Genomic DNA, 15641 nt, shown 5'->3' with positions numbered 1-15641 from the left:
TAATCAAATAGTGTTAAAGAAACCCTGTTTTTTCAGGAAATAGGACTTTAGCCAATTGTGTGCTGCTATAAAAACATCTATATTTGCTAAATATTTTTTAAAAACATAACAATAAATAAATGTTTCAAATTGGCGATGCAATAGTCGCATCAGATATAATCGAAGAAAATTTTCTATGCGACCTCTCAGCCTGTATGGGCGAATGCTGCGTAGAAGGCGATGCCGGTGCACCTCTCGAAGAAGACGAAGTAAAGATAATAGAAGACCTCTTATCTGAGGTCTGGGACGACCTGTCGCCCGCTGCTCAAGCAGTAATTAAAGAGCAAGGAGTAGCATATCGCGACCACGATGGAGACATGGTAACCTCTATCGTAAACGGAAAAGACTGTGTGTTTACCTATTACGACGAAAAAGGCATCTGCAAATGTGCTATCGAAAAAGCATACCGCGAAGGGCGTACCAACTTTTACAAACCCATCTCCTGCCATCTGTACCCTATCCGCTTGCAAAAATATAAAGACTTCACCGCCGTTAATTATCATCGGTGGTCGATCTGCAAAGCGGCTGTATTACTGGGTAAGAAGGAAGGATTGAAAGTTTACGAGTTTCTGAAAGAACCGCTTATCCGTCGTTTCGGAGAAGATTGGTACAACGAACTTGTTCTGGTAGCAGAAGAATACAAAAAAGCAGGATACAAATGGCAATAATCTGTAAAGAGCTTATGGTCTGTATCGGCGGTTTACAATATAACTTAAACTCATAACTTTAAACTCAAAACATGCATCCACTACATCAATTCAAATTTTGCCCAAAATGTGGTTCGAGCCATTTTGTGGAGAATAATTTCAAATCGAAAAGATGTGAGACTTGTGGCTTCGTTTATTACTTCAACCCCAGTTCTTCCACAATAGCCATTATTATCAACAGTAATGATGAGCTGCTGGTTGCAACACGGGCTCACGACCCTGCAAAAGGAACATTCGACCTGCCCGGCGGATTTGTAGACATGAACGAAACAGGAGAGGAAGCTGTTATACGAGAGGTGAAAGAAGAAACAGGGCTCCATGTTTCGCAAGCAAAATATATGTTCTCTATCCCCAATACATATGTATATTCAGGGTTTGAGGTGCATACCCTCGATCTGGTTTACCTGTGCAAAGTAGACGATATGCAGAACATAAAAGCTGAGGACGATGTCGCCAGCCTTCAATTTATAAAAATATCAGAGCTTAACCCCGACCTGTTTGGGCTACGTTCGGTAAAAGAAGTAATACAGGAAATCAAAATAATGAAAATATGAGAAAACTGCTATTAGTTATCACCCTTGCATCGGGCTTACATTTGGCTCACGCTCAGAAGTCAGTGTACACAGAACTGCCCGGAAGGCTATTTTCGCAAGGCAAAGAAATGTTCTTAAACAATAACTATGTAGGATGTATCAATACACTACAGGAATTTAAGAACCAGTCGAAAGATATAAAACTGATGGAAGAAGCAGACTATATGATTGTCAGCTCCTTATTTTATCAGGGCAAAGCCGGTGACGGAACAATTTTGAAAGATTTTCTTGACGATTATCCCGAATCTTATCACCGCAATCAGATCAGTTTCTTTACAGGATCAATTCATTTTCAACAAAAAGATTGGAACAAAGCCCTTCATTGGTTTTCACAAGTGGATATCGATTACCTATCGGTAAGCGAGCAAGAAGTCTACAGCTACCGCATGGCGTATGCCAGCCTCCAAAAGGGAGACAGAAAAGAAGCTAAAAACCTATTCGGACTATTGTCTCGCAATAGTAAAAAATATGCAGAGCCGGCATCCTACTATCTGGCTTATGCCAATTTTCAGGAAGGAGAATACGATCAGGCTATCGCTACATTCCGAAAGCTGAAAAGCAAACCCGAATACAAGGAAAATGCAACATTTTTCCTCATACAAAGTGAGTTCCTGCAAGGTAATATGAACGGGACGATAAGCGAAGGACAAGACTTTATCTCGTCGTATCCGGGCAGTAAAAACATCGGAGAAGTATATCGCCTGCTAGGCAGCAGCTACTACCGCCTTGGCAACATACAGAATGCCATCCGCAACTATGAACAATATCGTGCCACTACATCTACACCTTTCCGTGAAGATATGTATCAACTGGCAGAAGCATACTACCAAACAGGTGCGTATGGTAATGCCGTAGAAGCACTTAAAGATGTAGCTTCTACAACCGACAAACTGGGACAAGCAGGACAGATGCTTCTGGGACAGTCTTATCTGAAACTAAACGACACACAGAATGCCGTTATGGCTTTTGAAGCTGCCGCACGCTCCGAGTTCGACCCTTCTATCAGCGAAGGTGCATTATACAACAACGTAATGATACGCAACAGAGACGGAGGAGGTGCTTTTGGCGAAGCTATCACAGCATCGCAACGTTTCCTTGCTCAGTATCCAAATTCGAAATATACGAGTGCAGTAAGCGGAGCTCTGGCTTCCACATTGCTTTCGTCCAAAAACTATAGCACTGCCCTTGCTGCCATCAACAGCATCAAGTCGCCCGATCGTCAGATATTGGAAGCTAAACAAATTATATTATTCCAGTCGGGTGTTCAAAACTTCATCGACAAGCGTTACGACCTTGCCGCCAACGATTTCAATGCAACCATCAATATGGGTAGCTACAATGCCGAAGTGCGCAGCGAAGCATACTTCTGGAGGGGAGACATAGCCTATCGCAGTGCCGACTATGGCTCTGCAGCCAGAGATTATACGGCTTACATTGGTCAGGCTTCCCCTTCGCAAAACAATTATCCGCTTGCTCTATACAACTTGGCTTACGCACAGTTTCAGGACAAAGTTTATTCTTCTGCTTTGAATAACTTCAAAAAATATATTTCGGCAGAAAGAAGCAAGCAATCGCCAAACTATTCCGATGCCCTCAACCGCGTCGGGGATATAAACCTCTACAACAGAAACTTCTCTGAGGCAGAAAGATACTATGCGCAAGCCGTATCTTCAAACCCTGAGAATGCCGATTATTCTGAATTCCAAAAAGCATTTGTATTGGGATTGCAACGCAACTATTCGGGAAAAGTAACGGCACTGAACAGTATGATGGCAAAATATCCGAATTCGCAATACATAGACGATGCACTGTACGAAAAGAGCCGTGCATTGGTAATGCAAAACAAAGAACAGGAAGCAATCTCGGTTCTTGAAAAAATGCTCAAAGACCATCCAAAATCCAATCTGGCACAAAAAGCCGGAGTACAACTCGGACAGTTATACTTCAACACCAACAACCCTCGCAAGTCGGCAGAAGCCTACAAGCAGGTAATTGCCAACTATCCGAATTCGGAAGAAGCACGTACTGCCATAGAAAGCCTTGAAGCAGTTTACAAAGATATGAACGACATCAGCTCTTATGCTTCATATGTCAACTCGTTGGGTAAAGGCACAATCCTTTCGTCCAACCGTCAGGACTCACTCACTTATCTGGCTGCCGAAAACATATATATGAAAGGTCGCAAAGATGAGTCGAAAATAGCATTCAACAAATACCTGCAAGCATATCCTAACGGGGTATTTGCCAGCGATACACACTTCTATCTGGGCGATATGGCATTCGAAGCTAAAGATTTCGATAAAGCACTCACCCACTTCAACGAAGTTATAAACTCAAACAACCCGAAATACATTGCCAATGCCTTGGTGTTTGCATCGGGAATAGAGTTCGACCGCAAAAACTATGAAGCTGCCTATGCCGCTTACGAGCACCTGAATATGGTGGCATCCAATACCGAAAACAAAGACATTGCCCAACTGGGTATGTTGCGTTGTGCTTATCTTCTGAAAAAAGATAACGAGGTAGTAGCTGCCGCAAGCAAAATATTGCAAGGAGCAAAAGCAGCTCCTGCCGTAGCCAACGAAGCCAGATTCTACAGAGGAAAATCGTATATCAACCTAAAGAAGAACGACGAAGCAGCCACAGACTTGCAGGCAGTAGCCAAAGATACTCGCAGCGCATTCGGAGCCGAAGCTCAGTTCTTACTGGCAGATATGTATTACAAGTGGAAATCGTACGACAAAGCAGAAAAACAAGTGCTTGCCTTTATGAAAGAAGGTACACCATACCAATATTGGATGGCACGTGCGGTGGTGGTATTGTCGGATGCTTATGTTGCCAAAGGTGATAAATTCTCGGCACGTCAGTATCTCGAAAGCCTTCAGGCAAATTATAAAGGCAGCGAAGCCGATATAAAAACAATGATAGACGAACGCTTGTCAGCTTTAAAATAACTTATGAACAAATCAGAATTAAAACGTATGAAAACAACATATAAATCATTATTGGTCATAGGACTGGGAATAATAAGCCTGACAGTTTCGGCACAAAAAGACTCTACCATTACTCGTCAGGTGATGCTCGAAAGAGACTATGTACCTACAATGCAAGAAGCATCGAAAGTAAATACACAACCCGATATCTACGCCCCTACTATCAAACCAAAAGAAATCAAGTTCGAGAGCAATACCCCTCAGATCAGATTAGACAACAACAAACTGGGAGCTTCGGCATCGGGTGACATCAAAACAGATGTAGCCTTCGACAAGAAACGTGGCTATGCGGTATTGGGCTTAGGCACAGGTGGAAATATAGATGGAGCTCTCGGGTACAGACTTGTAAACGGAGACAACGATCGCCTCGACTTTTTTGGTACATATAGCGCAACAGGCTCTACAGTAGACTATATCAACGGTAGCGACTATGCCCGCAAAGATGTAAAAGCCAAGTATATGCATGCAGGAGGCAACCTGAAATATCAACACACGTTCGACCCTTCTGTCTTGTCGGTAGGAGCATCATTCTATAATACATCTTACAATTATTATGGAAACAGCTTTATTCCGATCACATCGTCTGCTGTATATCCATTCGATGTAGATAGCAAGCAAGGCGTAAATGTGTTTAAGATCGGAGCAGGACTGAAATCGAGAGAAGAGAACGAAGGCCCGATCAAGTATGACGGAAATGTGAGCTACAATTATTTCACAAATAAGTATGGTCGCCAAAAAGCAGACGACGGAGTAAAAGGGGGCATTATCAATGCCGACCTAAACCTGTATACAGAATTTGGAGCCGATCAGCAAGTAGGGATAAAAGGAATGATATTGAACCAATCGTTCAGCAACAAAACCGATTACCTACCCAATGCGCATCATGGATATACAAATATTACGGGTACACCATACATCAAGTTTCAGGGCGCAAACTGGAATGCCGATTTAGGAGCAAACCTGAGTGCATTGTTTGACGTGAAAACGGCTTTTGCTATTTCACCCAATGTAAAAGCTAGCGTGAGCTTCTACGAAGTAAACACGCTTTATGCCGAAGTAGGCGGAGGCGTGAACAACAATACATTCCTCGACATTTTGCAAGAAAACCGTTATGCAGACCCTAGCACCCGCATCGAATATTCAAAAACATATTACGATGCCAAGATCGGATTCCGTTCGGGTGTTGTCAGTGGTTTAGAGTTTGACCTCTTTGCCGGATACAAGCACGTAAGAAGAGACCACCTCTATGTATACAACTATTATAAAGAAGAAGGATGGGGAAATGTTGGAAGCCCTGTATATGCTAACATCTCTACAGGACACATCGGCGGGTTGCTGAAAACCAACCTGATCCCATACACCGACCTTTCGGCTCGTATGACTGCTTACTTCTACAATGTAAAATATCATGAACCGTATGTGCAAGTAATAGACGCAGAGACGTTGCCTGATACCAAACCTTGGGGACGTCCTACATTCACTGCCGAGTTTAACGCTGACGTTAATCCAATCAACAACCTTACCCTATCGGTGAATTATCTATATGCAGGCGGACGCAAGGCTCTTGCCTCAAACGCAAGTACCACTGCATGGACAATTGCCAACATGAAGGATATAAACGAGCTGAACTTCAGAGCCGAATATAAGATAAATGACTATATAGCCGTAAACGGACGATTGAACAACGTGCTTTTCCAGAAGTATGAGTTACAATACGGATATCCGCTACAAGGCTTTAACTTCATGGCGGGTGTAAGCCTCAAGTTCTAAAAAAAGAAAATACATTAATCTTCATAAATGGAGTGAGACCCCGTTCGTGCAACGGATCGTTTCACTCCGTTTTCTTTGTAGGGTTACTGTATTTTTTGTTATGCAGAAGTTATGGAGTATGAGAGAAGACAAGAATACATTTTAACCCTTTCTTTAACTACAAATAAACAATATGCCGGTTCGAATAGCGTTATAAACATGAGGAGTTCTTAAGATATTTCCCCGAAAGATAGTTTATAACAACGGTTATACTGTGTAGTTTATATCTAAAATTGAGCTAAAGCCATACTAAACATCGCATACAGAAGGGTATGTAATCAACTTATAAACAAATCATTAAAAATTATCTACATATAATTTGTTTGTTTGTAAATTTTAACTATTTTCGTAAACTGTAAAATGCGAGTAATGAATATCAGAATACTTTCGAAAATCAGAAATTCCACCAATTTATTCAGAAAACATTTTATAAAGCAATCGGGCACAAACGAACTTCTCTCTCTATTTATGTGTTATAAAAAAAGAGTTAATAAAAGGTATTACGTATGAAAACAAAACAATTAGTATCGCTAGCACTCTTTGTACTTATTTGCGTACTGAGTATTAATACTGCCTCAGCCCAGTTTCGTTTAGGTGTAAGGGGAGGTGTAGATGTAGCCAGCAACAAGCTGAATACCGATATATTGAAGGCCAGCAACCGATTAGGCTTCCAGATAGGCCCTACCGCCGAATTTGTAGTTCCTATTTCGGGATTCGGGGGAGACATCTCTGTTCTGTACGGACATAAAGAATATAAGATCAGTGAAAAGCAAGACAATGCGTCTCTATCCGACTATAATTATATAAGCGTGCCTATCAACTTAAAGCAACGTATCAAGCTAGGTCCTTTGGGCTTGTTTGTTACAGGTGGAGTATATGGCAACGTGAAAGTGGGTGACGACAATGCTAAAAATGCAAACGAAGTGGTTAACGCTTTCAAGCACAAAAACTTTATCTTCGGATTGGGTGCAGGAGCAGGAGTTACTTTATTCAGAAACATCGATTTGGGAATGTACTTCCGTGGCGACCTGACAAACAATTATAAAGAAGAATACATGGATGCCGATACGTTCCAAAACAAGAAAAACCAATACTGGACCGTAGGACTCAATTACTACTTCTGATAAACAAAAATGCTGTATGCTGATGTAATACTACCCTTGCCGCTACAAGGGACTTACACTTACGCTATTCCTTTAGAATTTAAAAAATCGGTATACGCAGGGAGTAGAGTTATTGTACAGTTTGGCAAAAAGAAGTTTTACACAGCCATTGTTTTTCAGATATACGAAAAAGAAAAATTATCACAGCCGGTAAAAGACATTGTTACCGTGCTCGAAGAATATCCGATAGCCACCCCTCTCCAGCTAAAGTTCTGGGAATGGGTGGCTATGTATTATATGTGTTCGCTGGGCGATGTATATCGTGCGGCACTACCCTCTGCCCTGAAACTGGAAAGCGAAACACACGTTTTGCTCAATGCCGACTTTGAGACTTCCGAACCGCTTACCGCCAACGAACAGAAAGTATTCTACTGCCTTTCGTCCGACAAAGCCAAAACGATAGCCGAGATAGAAAAGCAAGCGGGAATATCGAATGCCGTAACTGCAATCAAAACCTTGGTAGACAAAAAAGCGGCATACATCAGCGAAAACATACAAGACACATATACCGTAAAGAGCCAAACAGCCATACGCCTCACCCGTCAATACAGCGAAGAAGAGCTAAATGCGATAATGGACGAGCTGGGTAGAGCAAAAAAGCAACAGCACTTGTTTTCTACCTTCCTGTTTATGAAGGACGAGACTCCCCTTGTGCTAAAGAAAACACTGCTCGAAGAAGCAGATACTTCGGCTAGCGTATTGTCTGAACTGCTGAAAAAAGGATTCCTCGAAAGATACGAATACGAAGTCAGCCGTTTCGACTATGGCGATACCAATATAGATGCCGCTTCGGAACTGAACGAATATCAGCGAAAAGCCCTTGAGGAGATAAAAGATTCATTCAAGGAAAAAGATATTACCCTGCTCTTTGGCGTCACATCGAGCGGAAAGACAGAAATATACATACAACTTATAAAGGAGGCAATAGAGAAAGGCAAGCAGGTACTTTACCTTCTGCCCGAAATAGCCCTCACCACCCAGATAACCGACAGGCTAAAAGCCGTTTTTGGTAACAAACTTGCGGTGTATCACTCCAAGTTTAACGATAACGAGCGAGCCGAAATTTGGAACAACCTACTAAAGAACAACGACATACAAGTTGTCTTAGGAGCACGTTCCGCTATATTCCTACCTTTTACAGACTTAGATCTGGTGATTGTTGACGAGGAACACGAAAGCTCGTACAAGCAGCAAGACCCTGCCCCCCGCTACAATGCACGCAATGCCGCTATCGTATTGGCTTCTCTATTCAACACCAAAACGCTGTTGGGTACGGCTACCCCTTCGCTAGAAACATACAACAATGCCCTCACGGGAAGGTACGGACTGGTAAGGCTGGACAAGAGATATGAAAATATCGAGTTGCCACAGATAGTAGTCGTTAACACCAAAGAGCTGAGAAGGAAGAAACAAATGAAGTCGTTCCTCTCTCCTCCCCTCATCGACAAAATGAAGGAGGCATTAAGCAAAAAAGAACAGATCATACTTTTCCAAAACAGACGTGGATTTGCATCTATGCTCGAGTGCAAGACCTGCTCGTGGACATTGCATTGCCGAAATTGCGACGTAAGCCTCACCTATCACAAAGGGCAGCGCATGATGGTATGCCACTACTGTGGAGCAACATACAAAGTGCCTACTGTTTGCCCCGATTGTAATACCCCTACGCTCGACATGCTGGGCTATGGTACGGAACGGATAGAGGAGGAAGTTGCAGAACTCTTTCCCGAAGCTTCAGTTGCACGTATGGACTTAGACACCACACGAGGGAAGCGGTCGTACGAACGTATTATTTCCGAATTTGAACAAAACAAAACCAATATACTTATCGGTACGCAGATGGTATCCAAAGGCTTAGACTTTGATAATGTAAGCATTGTAGGCATACTCAACGCCGACAATATGCTCAACTATCCCGACTTCAGAGCATATGAACGGGCGTACCAACTCATGACACAGGTAAGCGGACGTGCCGGACGAAAGAACAAACAGGGCTTGGTCTTCCTCCAAACCTCGCATCCGGGTAGCCCGTTGATCAGCTTTGTAAGGAGAAACGACTATGAATCGTTTTACGAACTGCAAGCAGAAGAACGAAAAATGTTCCGTTATCCACCCTACTTCCGTCTGATAAACATTGTTGTACGTGGCAGAGACGAGCAACTGACCGACAGCGCAGCACGGGAGTTTGTCTCAGCCTTGCGCATCACCTTTGGCGAGCGTGTGTTGGGACCGGGCAAGCCGCCGGTATCACGCATACAGTCTTTGTATATCCGTCACATCATGCTCAAAATCGAAAATCAGGCATCGATACAGAAGGTTCGTGAAGGTATTTTCCAATGCCAGACCCTTGTATTTGCCAACCCGGCGTTCAAGTCGCTGTTGTTGCACTACGATGTTGATCCGATGTAGATTTAGACCCGCTGTTAGGTTATCATCCTGAACGGAATGAAGGATCTTTTCCAGCCAAATATAAAAAACGCTTTCCGCTACCGAACATAACAAGAATTATTGAAAAGCATTTAAGTTTTTTTATCTGCATTATTGAAACGTTTTATATAACTTTGCGCCAAGTTAAAAGACTTGCATACACTTATGAATGAGAAGGAAAAACAAAGAAGGAATAATAAGACAAATAAAAAACGCACCCCGAAGACCATCATAAAAAAGATGTGGATCGGGTTTGCCTGCTTCATCGGAGTACTCACCATCACATTTGCCCTTATCAGTATAGGAGCAATCGGCTATATGCCTGATGTAGAAGAGTTAGAAAACCCGATTGACAAATATGCCTCTCAGATATATTCTACCGATGGGCAACTGTTGGGCACATATTCCCTTGCAAAAAACAACCGTATATATTCCAACTACGAAGATCTTTCTCCGTATCTGGTACAAGCGTTGGTAGCTACCGAAGATGCACGCTTCTATTCACATTCGGGTATTGATGCATACGCATTACTGAGAGCCGTAGTGAAAAGAGGTATCCTGATGCAGGAAAGTGGCGGTGGGGGTAGTACCATTCCTCAGCAGCTGGCAAAACTGCTCTATTCTCCTCCTTCCGAAAACTGGGTTCAACGTGTGTTTTTACGCAAGCCTATCGAATGGGTTATTGCCGTAAAACTGGAACGATATTATACAAAAGAAGAAATAGTGAACCTATACCTCAATCAGTTCGACTTCCTATACAATGCTGTAGGTATCCAGTCGGCTGCACAGGTGTACTTCAACAAAACACCAAAAGAGCTCAAGATAGAAGAAGCCGCTACCCTGATAGGGATGTGTAAAAACCCTTCGTACTTCAACCCGAGAAGATATCCCGACAGAACAAAAGGTCGTAGAAATGTGGTATTGGAACAGATGTACAAGAGCGACTACATTACCGAACAACAATACGACTCTCTGAAACAAACAGAACTGAAACTCGACTTCAAACGGGTAGACCACAAAGACGGGCTTGCTCCTTATTTCAGAGAGTATCTGCGTATGGCTATGACAGCCAAGAAACCGAAGAAATCGAATTACGCTTCGTGGCAAATGGAACAATATGTGCTCGATTCTATCAGTTGGGAAACAAACCCGCTGTACGGATGGTGCAACAAGAATAAAAAACCGGACGGCTCTAATTACAACCTCTCTACCGACGGGCTGAGAATATATACAACGATCGACTCTCGCATGCAGCAGTATGCCGAAGAGGCAATGGCAGAACACCTCAGCAAGGAACTACAACCCGACTTCGATAAAGAAAAGAGAGGTCGCTCGTATGCTCCGTTCTCCTACTCGGTAGCCAAAGATGTAGACACATTGCTATATCGTGCCATGAAGATTAGCGACAGGTACAAGGCTCTGAAAAATGAAGGCATGTCCGACAAAGAAATACTACAGATATTCAAGAAGCCTGTAGATATGAAAGTATTCTCTTGGAAAGGAGAAGTAGATACTACAATGACCCCTTGGGACTCTATACGCTATCACAAAAGCTTCCTGCGTTCGGGCTTTATGGCGATGGATAATCACAACGGATATGTAAAAGCTTATGTGGGAGGAATAGACTTTAAGTTCTTCCAGTATGATATGGTGAACATGGGACGCCGACAAATAGGTTCGACCATCAAACCATTCCTTTACACCCTGTCGATGGAAAGCGGAATGACGCCTTGCGACCAGATGCTATATGTGCCTCAAACCCTCATTGCCGAAACAGGTAAAGAGTGGACTCCGAGAGGAGGGCGAGCTTCTATGTTTGGCGAAACGGTCACCATCAAATGGGGGCTGCAAAACTCCGACAACCTTGTTACGGCTTACCTCATGGGACGTACCACACCGTATGCCTTTGCACGTATGTTGCACTCTTTTGGTATCACCGGACGCATAGACCCTGTGGTTTCTATGGCACTGGGTACACACGATGTGTCTGTATCGGAAATGGTTGCCGCTTATACCTCTTTTGCTAACAAAGGAATACGTTCCAACCCTGTATATGTAACCCGCATCGAAGACGCCTTTGGCAATATAATAGCTGATGCAGCCTTCGCTCCGAAGATGGACGAAGTGTTCAGCGAAAGTACATATGTGAAGATGCTCGACATGCTTCGCGGAGTAGTGGATGGCGGTACAGGCGGACGCATCAGACGCAACTATGGCATAACAGCGCCAATGGGAGGAAAAACAGGAACAACACAAAATAACTCCGACGGATGGTTTATGGGATTCACACCTAAACTTTCTACCGGATGCTGGGTAGGTGGAGAAGACCGCTCTATACACTTCGACCGCACGACTGACGGACAGGGAGCCAGCATGGCTCTGCCGATAGTAGGTCTGTTCTTCAAAAAAGTATTTGCAGACAAGCGACTCGGTTATAGTCAGGGAGACCAGTTTGAGAGTGTACCGGGATATGGTGTTTGCGACAAGAGCAGCGACGAAGAAGTTCAGGATGCACCGCCTCCGGCTCAGATAGACGAAATGTTTAAGTAAAAACCGGCTATAATCCGGCCTAGACTTTATGCTGAAATATTACTACATCGATGATATATCGAAGTTGCAATGCGGCCCCTTTACTTCAAACGAGTTACTTCGGAAGAATATCAGCCCCGAAACAATCGTTTGGCGTTCGGGGATGGCAGACTGGGCTGAAGCCGGAACGTTGCAGGAACTGAATTTCCTTTTCGACACTAAAGCTAATGCACCGCAAGACCGTAGAGAAGAACAGCAGACACCTCCTCCAATACGACAGCAGCAGAATAGACAAAACCCGACATATAACAGCGGGCAGCGATACCAATATGACGATCAGCACAAGTGGGATGGCATAATACCCATGCCCAAGAATTGGCTTATAGAATCGATATTACTTACTATATTTTGTTGTTCGCCGATAAGCCTTGTTGGAATATTTTATGCCGTGAAGGTAGAAACGCTGTATGGCAAGAGAGAATATGAAGCATCACAAGAAGCATCACGCAAGGCCAAACTATGGACGCTATGGGGTATTGCATTCTTGCCTGTTATCTATATGTTATTGTTCATTTTAGGTTTGCTTGCAGCTCTTTCGCAGTATTAAAACCGAGAAACAATGCCAAAATATCTAATCAGAGTTATTGTGATAGGCTGCGTACTACTGCTTGCCACAATTATATACTTTCTGTTCAGTCCCGCAGAATCGGCATATTTTCCGCAATGCCCTTTTCATCGGATCACAGGGTTCGACTGTCCGGGCTGCGGTTCTCAACGAGCCATACATCATTTACTACACTTTAGGCTGAAAGATGCGTTTGCGAGCAACCCTCTCCTTATACTGGCAATTCCCTATCTTATCATTGGAATTTATTTCGAATACTTTGGCGGTAAAGAAAAATTTCCGACCGCACGGAAGATACTATTCGGAAAAAGGGCTATTGTTATAGTTCTTATACTGATTGTGCTTTTCTGGATAGGGAGGAATATCAGCTTTTCATAATATATAACAGGGATAGCAAGCCACCGGATACAATTTCCCCCTCCAATAGAAAAGAGTGAATCTAATGAAGGGGGAAGAAAATAAAGTATATCTTTTATTTCACAGCTTCTACTGTGTATCCTTTAGCAGCAAGCTGAGCGAGCAAACCGTCCTTGTCGGCAAGGTGCAATGCACCTACGGCAATGAGGCTCGATTTATTTTTCATTATCTCAGGAAGTTTTGCGATCCACTTGTCATTACGGTCTTTATTCAGAGCGTTTTGCGACTTTTGTGATACACCACACGGATCGTCGGGATTATTAAAAGCAAGGTTGTACATATTTGTCAGCTGTCCTGCCTTGTAGTATGCATTCAGTTTATCCAACATATCTTTTGCCTTGTCGCTGTTCACTACATAGCATGCCAATGAAACAGCCTGATCTTTCAACGGTTCGGCATCGAACAGAGCATAAATCTGATCTTCGACAGTTTCGAGACCAACAACGGTTTTTCCTTTCTCTGTCGCTATGCGTTGCACATATCCATCGATAGCCTCGTGTGCCATCGGGTTAAACTCAGGATAAAACTTTGTATATAACGTGATGGTGTACAACATAGAAAGCATGCCGGGTTTGAGTTGCCCAAACTGACTGAGACCAACACCGAAAAGCTCTTTCAATCCATTATCCAGCTTAGTATAGTCGTCGGGAGACAACAAAGCTGCATAACTTTCGCCTGCCGGCATCATCGCCGCCTGTTGCAGTTTGGCCTGCATCGCTGTCTGATCAGACATCAGAAGTTCGCCCACCGTTTGTTCGGTAGTTTCCATGGCACTTCTTAGCCCCGGAATGCTATCTACATAGCTCACATGTGCCAGATGGTGCGTACCAAGTATATAAGAAGGCTTTGATAGCCCATTGCCCGAAACCTTCCAAAGCAAAGCGTTATCATACTTCGTTTCGTTCTGAGCTGTGAGCGTGGTAGCAGCTACAAATAGTATCAGTGCAAAAAATGTTGCGACCAGATTTTTCATATTACATTTATTCGTTAAGTTTCTTACAAAGGTTATTTATATTTTATCATGCTGACGACTAGAAGTATTTCTTACGGCAAGAGATTTTTGGCTATGCCGATTTTCAATTCAGTTCTTTCAAAATGACAAAGAGGATATTCTTATTATTCAGTCAACATTATCTTTCTCAAAATCTTCTATTTCCCGTATCGAATCTTGTATCTTCCTTATATTATTCAAGTACAAATATTTATAGATAAGGAAAGAGAAAACCATCGTAGATGCAATCATAAAGATAAGCAACAAGAGCATAAACGACGACTCGCCGTCGGACGAATATCGCCCCATCAGCTTAGGAAACATACTCGGCAGACCATAATATATATACGACACCGAGAAAGCGACTATCCACACCGCTCCTATAATAATTTCGTACACCAAGAATTTCTTGTAGCGCGTCACCCCCTTCGATATTTCCAGTATTCCCATTTTAGACACATCCGCCTTCTTCAGGTAGCTGATCTTATACAGCTGCCAGAAAAATGCCGGGATAAGCAATGCAAAATAAAGGATACCGGGCAGAGGATGCATACAATAGAACAAGACTCCTGCAAACACACAAGGTATGAGCAGCCACAGAAAGCACTTGTCATACTTCAATAAATTTGCATAAGCGCTTTTCCCCTTATTATCCAACATTTTCTGAATCTTTGATTCATCGATTGTCGGCTTTATATCCGCTTCTTGCCACGTTTTTTTTATGCTATCGAGATCCATATAATTTGGTTAGTTTTCTCCATTCGACATCTGCTTCAACTTATCTTTTATGCGGCTCAGTTTGGTTGCCACATTTGTCACAGAAAGCCCTGTGATTTCGGCTATCTCCTTGTACGGTTTATCGTCGAGATAGAGTAAGACTAGGGCGCGTTCGATTTTTCCTAAACGGTTGATTAATTTGTACAATTCTTGTATTTCTTCATTGTTGTCTACCACGTCGGGAATATCTGTCGATATATCTACATAGGAAACATTAATTCTATTCCTGCGATAGAAAGACACACAGGTATTGAGCGCAATCCTATATATCCAGGTCGAATACTTGCTTTCGCCCCTGAACGACGGATACCCTTTCCATAGGTTGAGTACGACTTCTTGATAAAGATCGCCGATCGGATGCTCTTTGTCGACATAGAAGGAAGCTACCTTGAAGATAATACCCTCGTTTTGGCGTATCATCTCTAAGAATTGCTCATCCCTTTCCTTCGTTTCTTTCATCTATTAGAAGTCGCTTTATTATATATGTCGCAAAAGTGTGCGATTTGTCACAATATTAGGAATTTTTTAATGTTTAATCACGAATAGATGATGAAAATATGAAGCGGTAACA

12 protein-coding genes are annotated in these 15641 nt (G+C 42.9%); 9 read left to right on the top strand and 3 right to left on the bottom strand.

Features of this window, described 5'->3' with window-relative positions:
- Positions 1–119: 119 nt before the first annotated feature.
- The 9 genes from E4T88_RS06785 to E4T88_RS06745 all read left to right on the top strand — a co-directional run bounded on the left by E4T88_RS06785 (position 120) and on the right by E4T88_RS06745 (position 13263).
- Positions 120–707 carry a DUF3109 family protein gene (locus E4T88_RS06785; RefSeq protein WP_135104715.1) on the top strand — a complete coding sequence of 196 codons (588 nt, stop codon included), beginning with the start codon at positions 120–122 and terminating at the stop codon, positions 705–707.
- A gap of 71 nt (positions 708–778) precedes the next feature.
- Positions 779–1300 carry an NUDIX domain-containing protein gene (locus E4T88_RS06780; protein ID WP_135104714.1) on the top strand — a complete coding sequence of 174 codons (522 nt, stop codon included), beginning with the start codon at positions 779–781 and terminating at the stop codon, positions 1298–1300.
- The gene (locus tag E4T88_RS06775) at positions 1297–4293 is read left to right on the top strand and encodes a tetratricopeptide repeat protein (protein WP_135104713.1); all 2997 of its coding nucleotides are present in this window, start codon (positions 1297–1299) and stop codon (positions 4291–4293) included. The genes E4T88_RS06780 and E4T88_RS06775 overlap by 4 nt, the downstream gene beginning before the upstream one ends.
- Positions 4294–4320: 27 nt before the next feature.
- A complete protein-coding gene (locus E4T88_RS06770) occupies positions 4321–6102 on the top strand; it encodes a TonB-dependent receptor (protein ID WP_228093791.1) in 1782 nt (593 codons plus the stop codon).
- Between the two features lie 545 nt (positions 6103–6647).
- On the top strand, positions 6648–7265 hold the full coding sequence (locus E4T88_RS06765; protein ID WP_135104711.1) for an outer membrane beta-barrel protein: 618 nt from the start codon (positions 6648–6650) through the stop codon (positions 7263–7265).
- Between the two features lie 9 nt (positions 7266–7274).
- Positions 7275–9713, top strand: a complete 2439-nt coding sequence (gene priA / locus E4T88_RS06760) for a replication restart helicase PriA (RefSeq protein ID WP_135104710.1) — start codon at positions 7275–7277, stop codon at positions 9711–9713.
- A gap of 183 nt (positions 9714–9896) precedes the next feature.
- Positions 9897–12281: a transglycosylase domain-containing protein gene (locus E4T88_RS06755; RefSeq protein ID WP_135104709.1), complete on the top strand. Its 2385-nt coding sequence runs from the start codon at positions 9897–9899 to the stop codon at positions 12279–12281.
- 28 nt (positions 12282–12309) lie between these two features.
- On the top strand, positions 12310–12867 hold the full coding sequence (locus tag E4T88_RS06750) for a CD225/dispanin family protein (protein WP_135104708.1): 558 nt from the start codon (positions 12310–12312) through the stop codon (positions 12865–12867).
- 12 nt (positions 12868–12879) lie between these two features.
- Complete coding sequence (locus E4T88_RS06745; protein ID WP_135104707.1) at positions 12880–13263, top strand: DUF2752 domain-containing protein; 384 nt, start codon at positions 12880–12882, stop codon at positions 13261–13263.
- Positions 13264–13357: 94 nt separating this feature from the next.
- On the opposite strand, the gene E4T88_RS06740 is transcribed toward E4T88_RS06745, so the two are convergent.
- The 3 genes from E4T88_RS06740 to E4T88_RS06730 form a co-directional block, all read right to left on the bottom strand.
- Positions 13358–14275 (bottom strand): TraB/GumN family protein, encoded by a 918-nt coding sequence (locus E4T88_RS06740; protein WP_135104706.1) that lies wholly within the window; start codon positions 14273–14275, stop codon positions 13358–13360.
- A gap of 147 nt (positions 14276–14422) precedes the next feature.
- On the bottom strand, positions 14423–15031 hold the full coding sequence (locus E4T88_RS06735) for a hypothetical protein (RefSeq protein ID WP_135104705.1): 609 nt from the start codon (positions 15029–15031) through the stop codon (positions 14423–14425).
- Positions 15032–15040: 9 nt separating this feature from the next.
- On the bottom strand, positions 15041–15529 hold the full coding sequence (locus E4T88_RS06730) for an RNA polymerase sigma factor (RefSeq protein ID WP_135104704.1): 489 nt from the start codon (positions 15527–15529) through the stop codon (positions 15041–15043).
- Between the last annotated feature and the right edge of the window lie 112 nt (positions 15530–15641).

The sequence above is a fragment of the Dysgonomonas mossii genome (assembly GCF_004569505.1).
GTDB lineage: Bacteria > Bacteroidota > Bacteroidia > Bacteroidales > Dysgonomonadaceae > Dysgonomonas.
This window is presented reverse-complemented; position numbering and strand designations above follow the sequence as displayed.

What these genes read in the sequence shown, in the direction of transcription:
- E4T88_RS06735 (WP_135104705.1), bottom strand. Translation starts at nt 15,031, where the DNA reads ATGGATCTCGATAGCATAAAAAAAACGTGGCAAGAAGCGGATATAAAG.
- E4T88_RS06780 (WP_135104714.1), top strand. Translation starts at nt 779, where the DNA reads ATGCATCCACTACATCAATTCAAATTTTGCCCAAAATGTGGTTCGAGC.
- E4T88_RS06785 (WP_135104715.1), top strand. Translation starts at nt 120, where the DNA reads ATGTTTCAAATTGGCGATGCAATAGTCGCATCAGATATAATCGAAGAA.
- E4T88_RS06745 (WP_135104707.1), top strand. Translation starts at nt 12,880, where the DNA reads ATGCCAAAATATCTAATCAGAGTTATTGTGATAGGCTGCGTACTACTG.
- E4T88_RS06730 (WP_135104704.1), bottom strand. Translation starts at nt 15,529, where the DNA reads ATGAAAGAAACGAAGGAAAGGGATGAGCAATTCTTAGAGATGATACGC.
- E4T88_RS06775 (WP_135104713.1), top strand. Translation starts at nt 1,297, where the DNA reads ATGAGAAAACTGCTATTAGTTATCACCCTTGCATCGGGCTTACATTTG.
- E4T88_RS06765 (WP_135104711.1), top strand. Translation starts at nt 6,648, where the DNA reads ATGAAAACAAAACAATTAGTATCGCTAGCACTCTTTGTACTTATTTGC.
- E4T88_RS06740 (WP_135104706.1), bottom strand. Translation starts at nt 14,275, where the DNA reads ATGAAAAATCTGGTCGCAACATTTTTTGCACTGATACTATTTGTAGCT.
- E4T88_RS06770 (WP_228093791.1), top strand. Translation starts at nt 4,321, where the DNA reads ATGAAAACAACATATAAATCATTATTGGTCATAGGACTGGGAATAATA.
- E4T88_RS06755 (WP_135104709.1), top strand. Translation starts at nt 9,897, where the DNA reads ATGAATGAGAAGGAAAAACAAAGAAGGAATAATAAGACAAATAAAAAA.
- priA (WP_135104710.1), top strand. Translation starts at nt 7,275, where the DNA reads ATGCTGTATGCTGATGTAATACTACCCTTGCCGCTACAAGGGACTTAC.
- E4T88_RS06750 (WP_135104708.1), top strand. Translation starts at nt 12,310, where the DNA reads ATGCTGAAATATTACTACATCGATGATATATCGAAGTTGCAATGCGGC.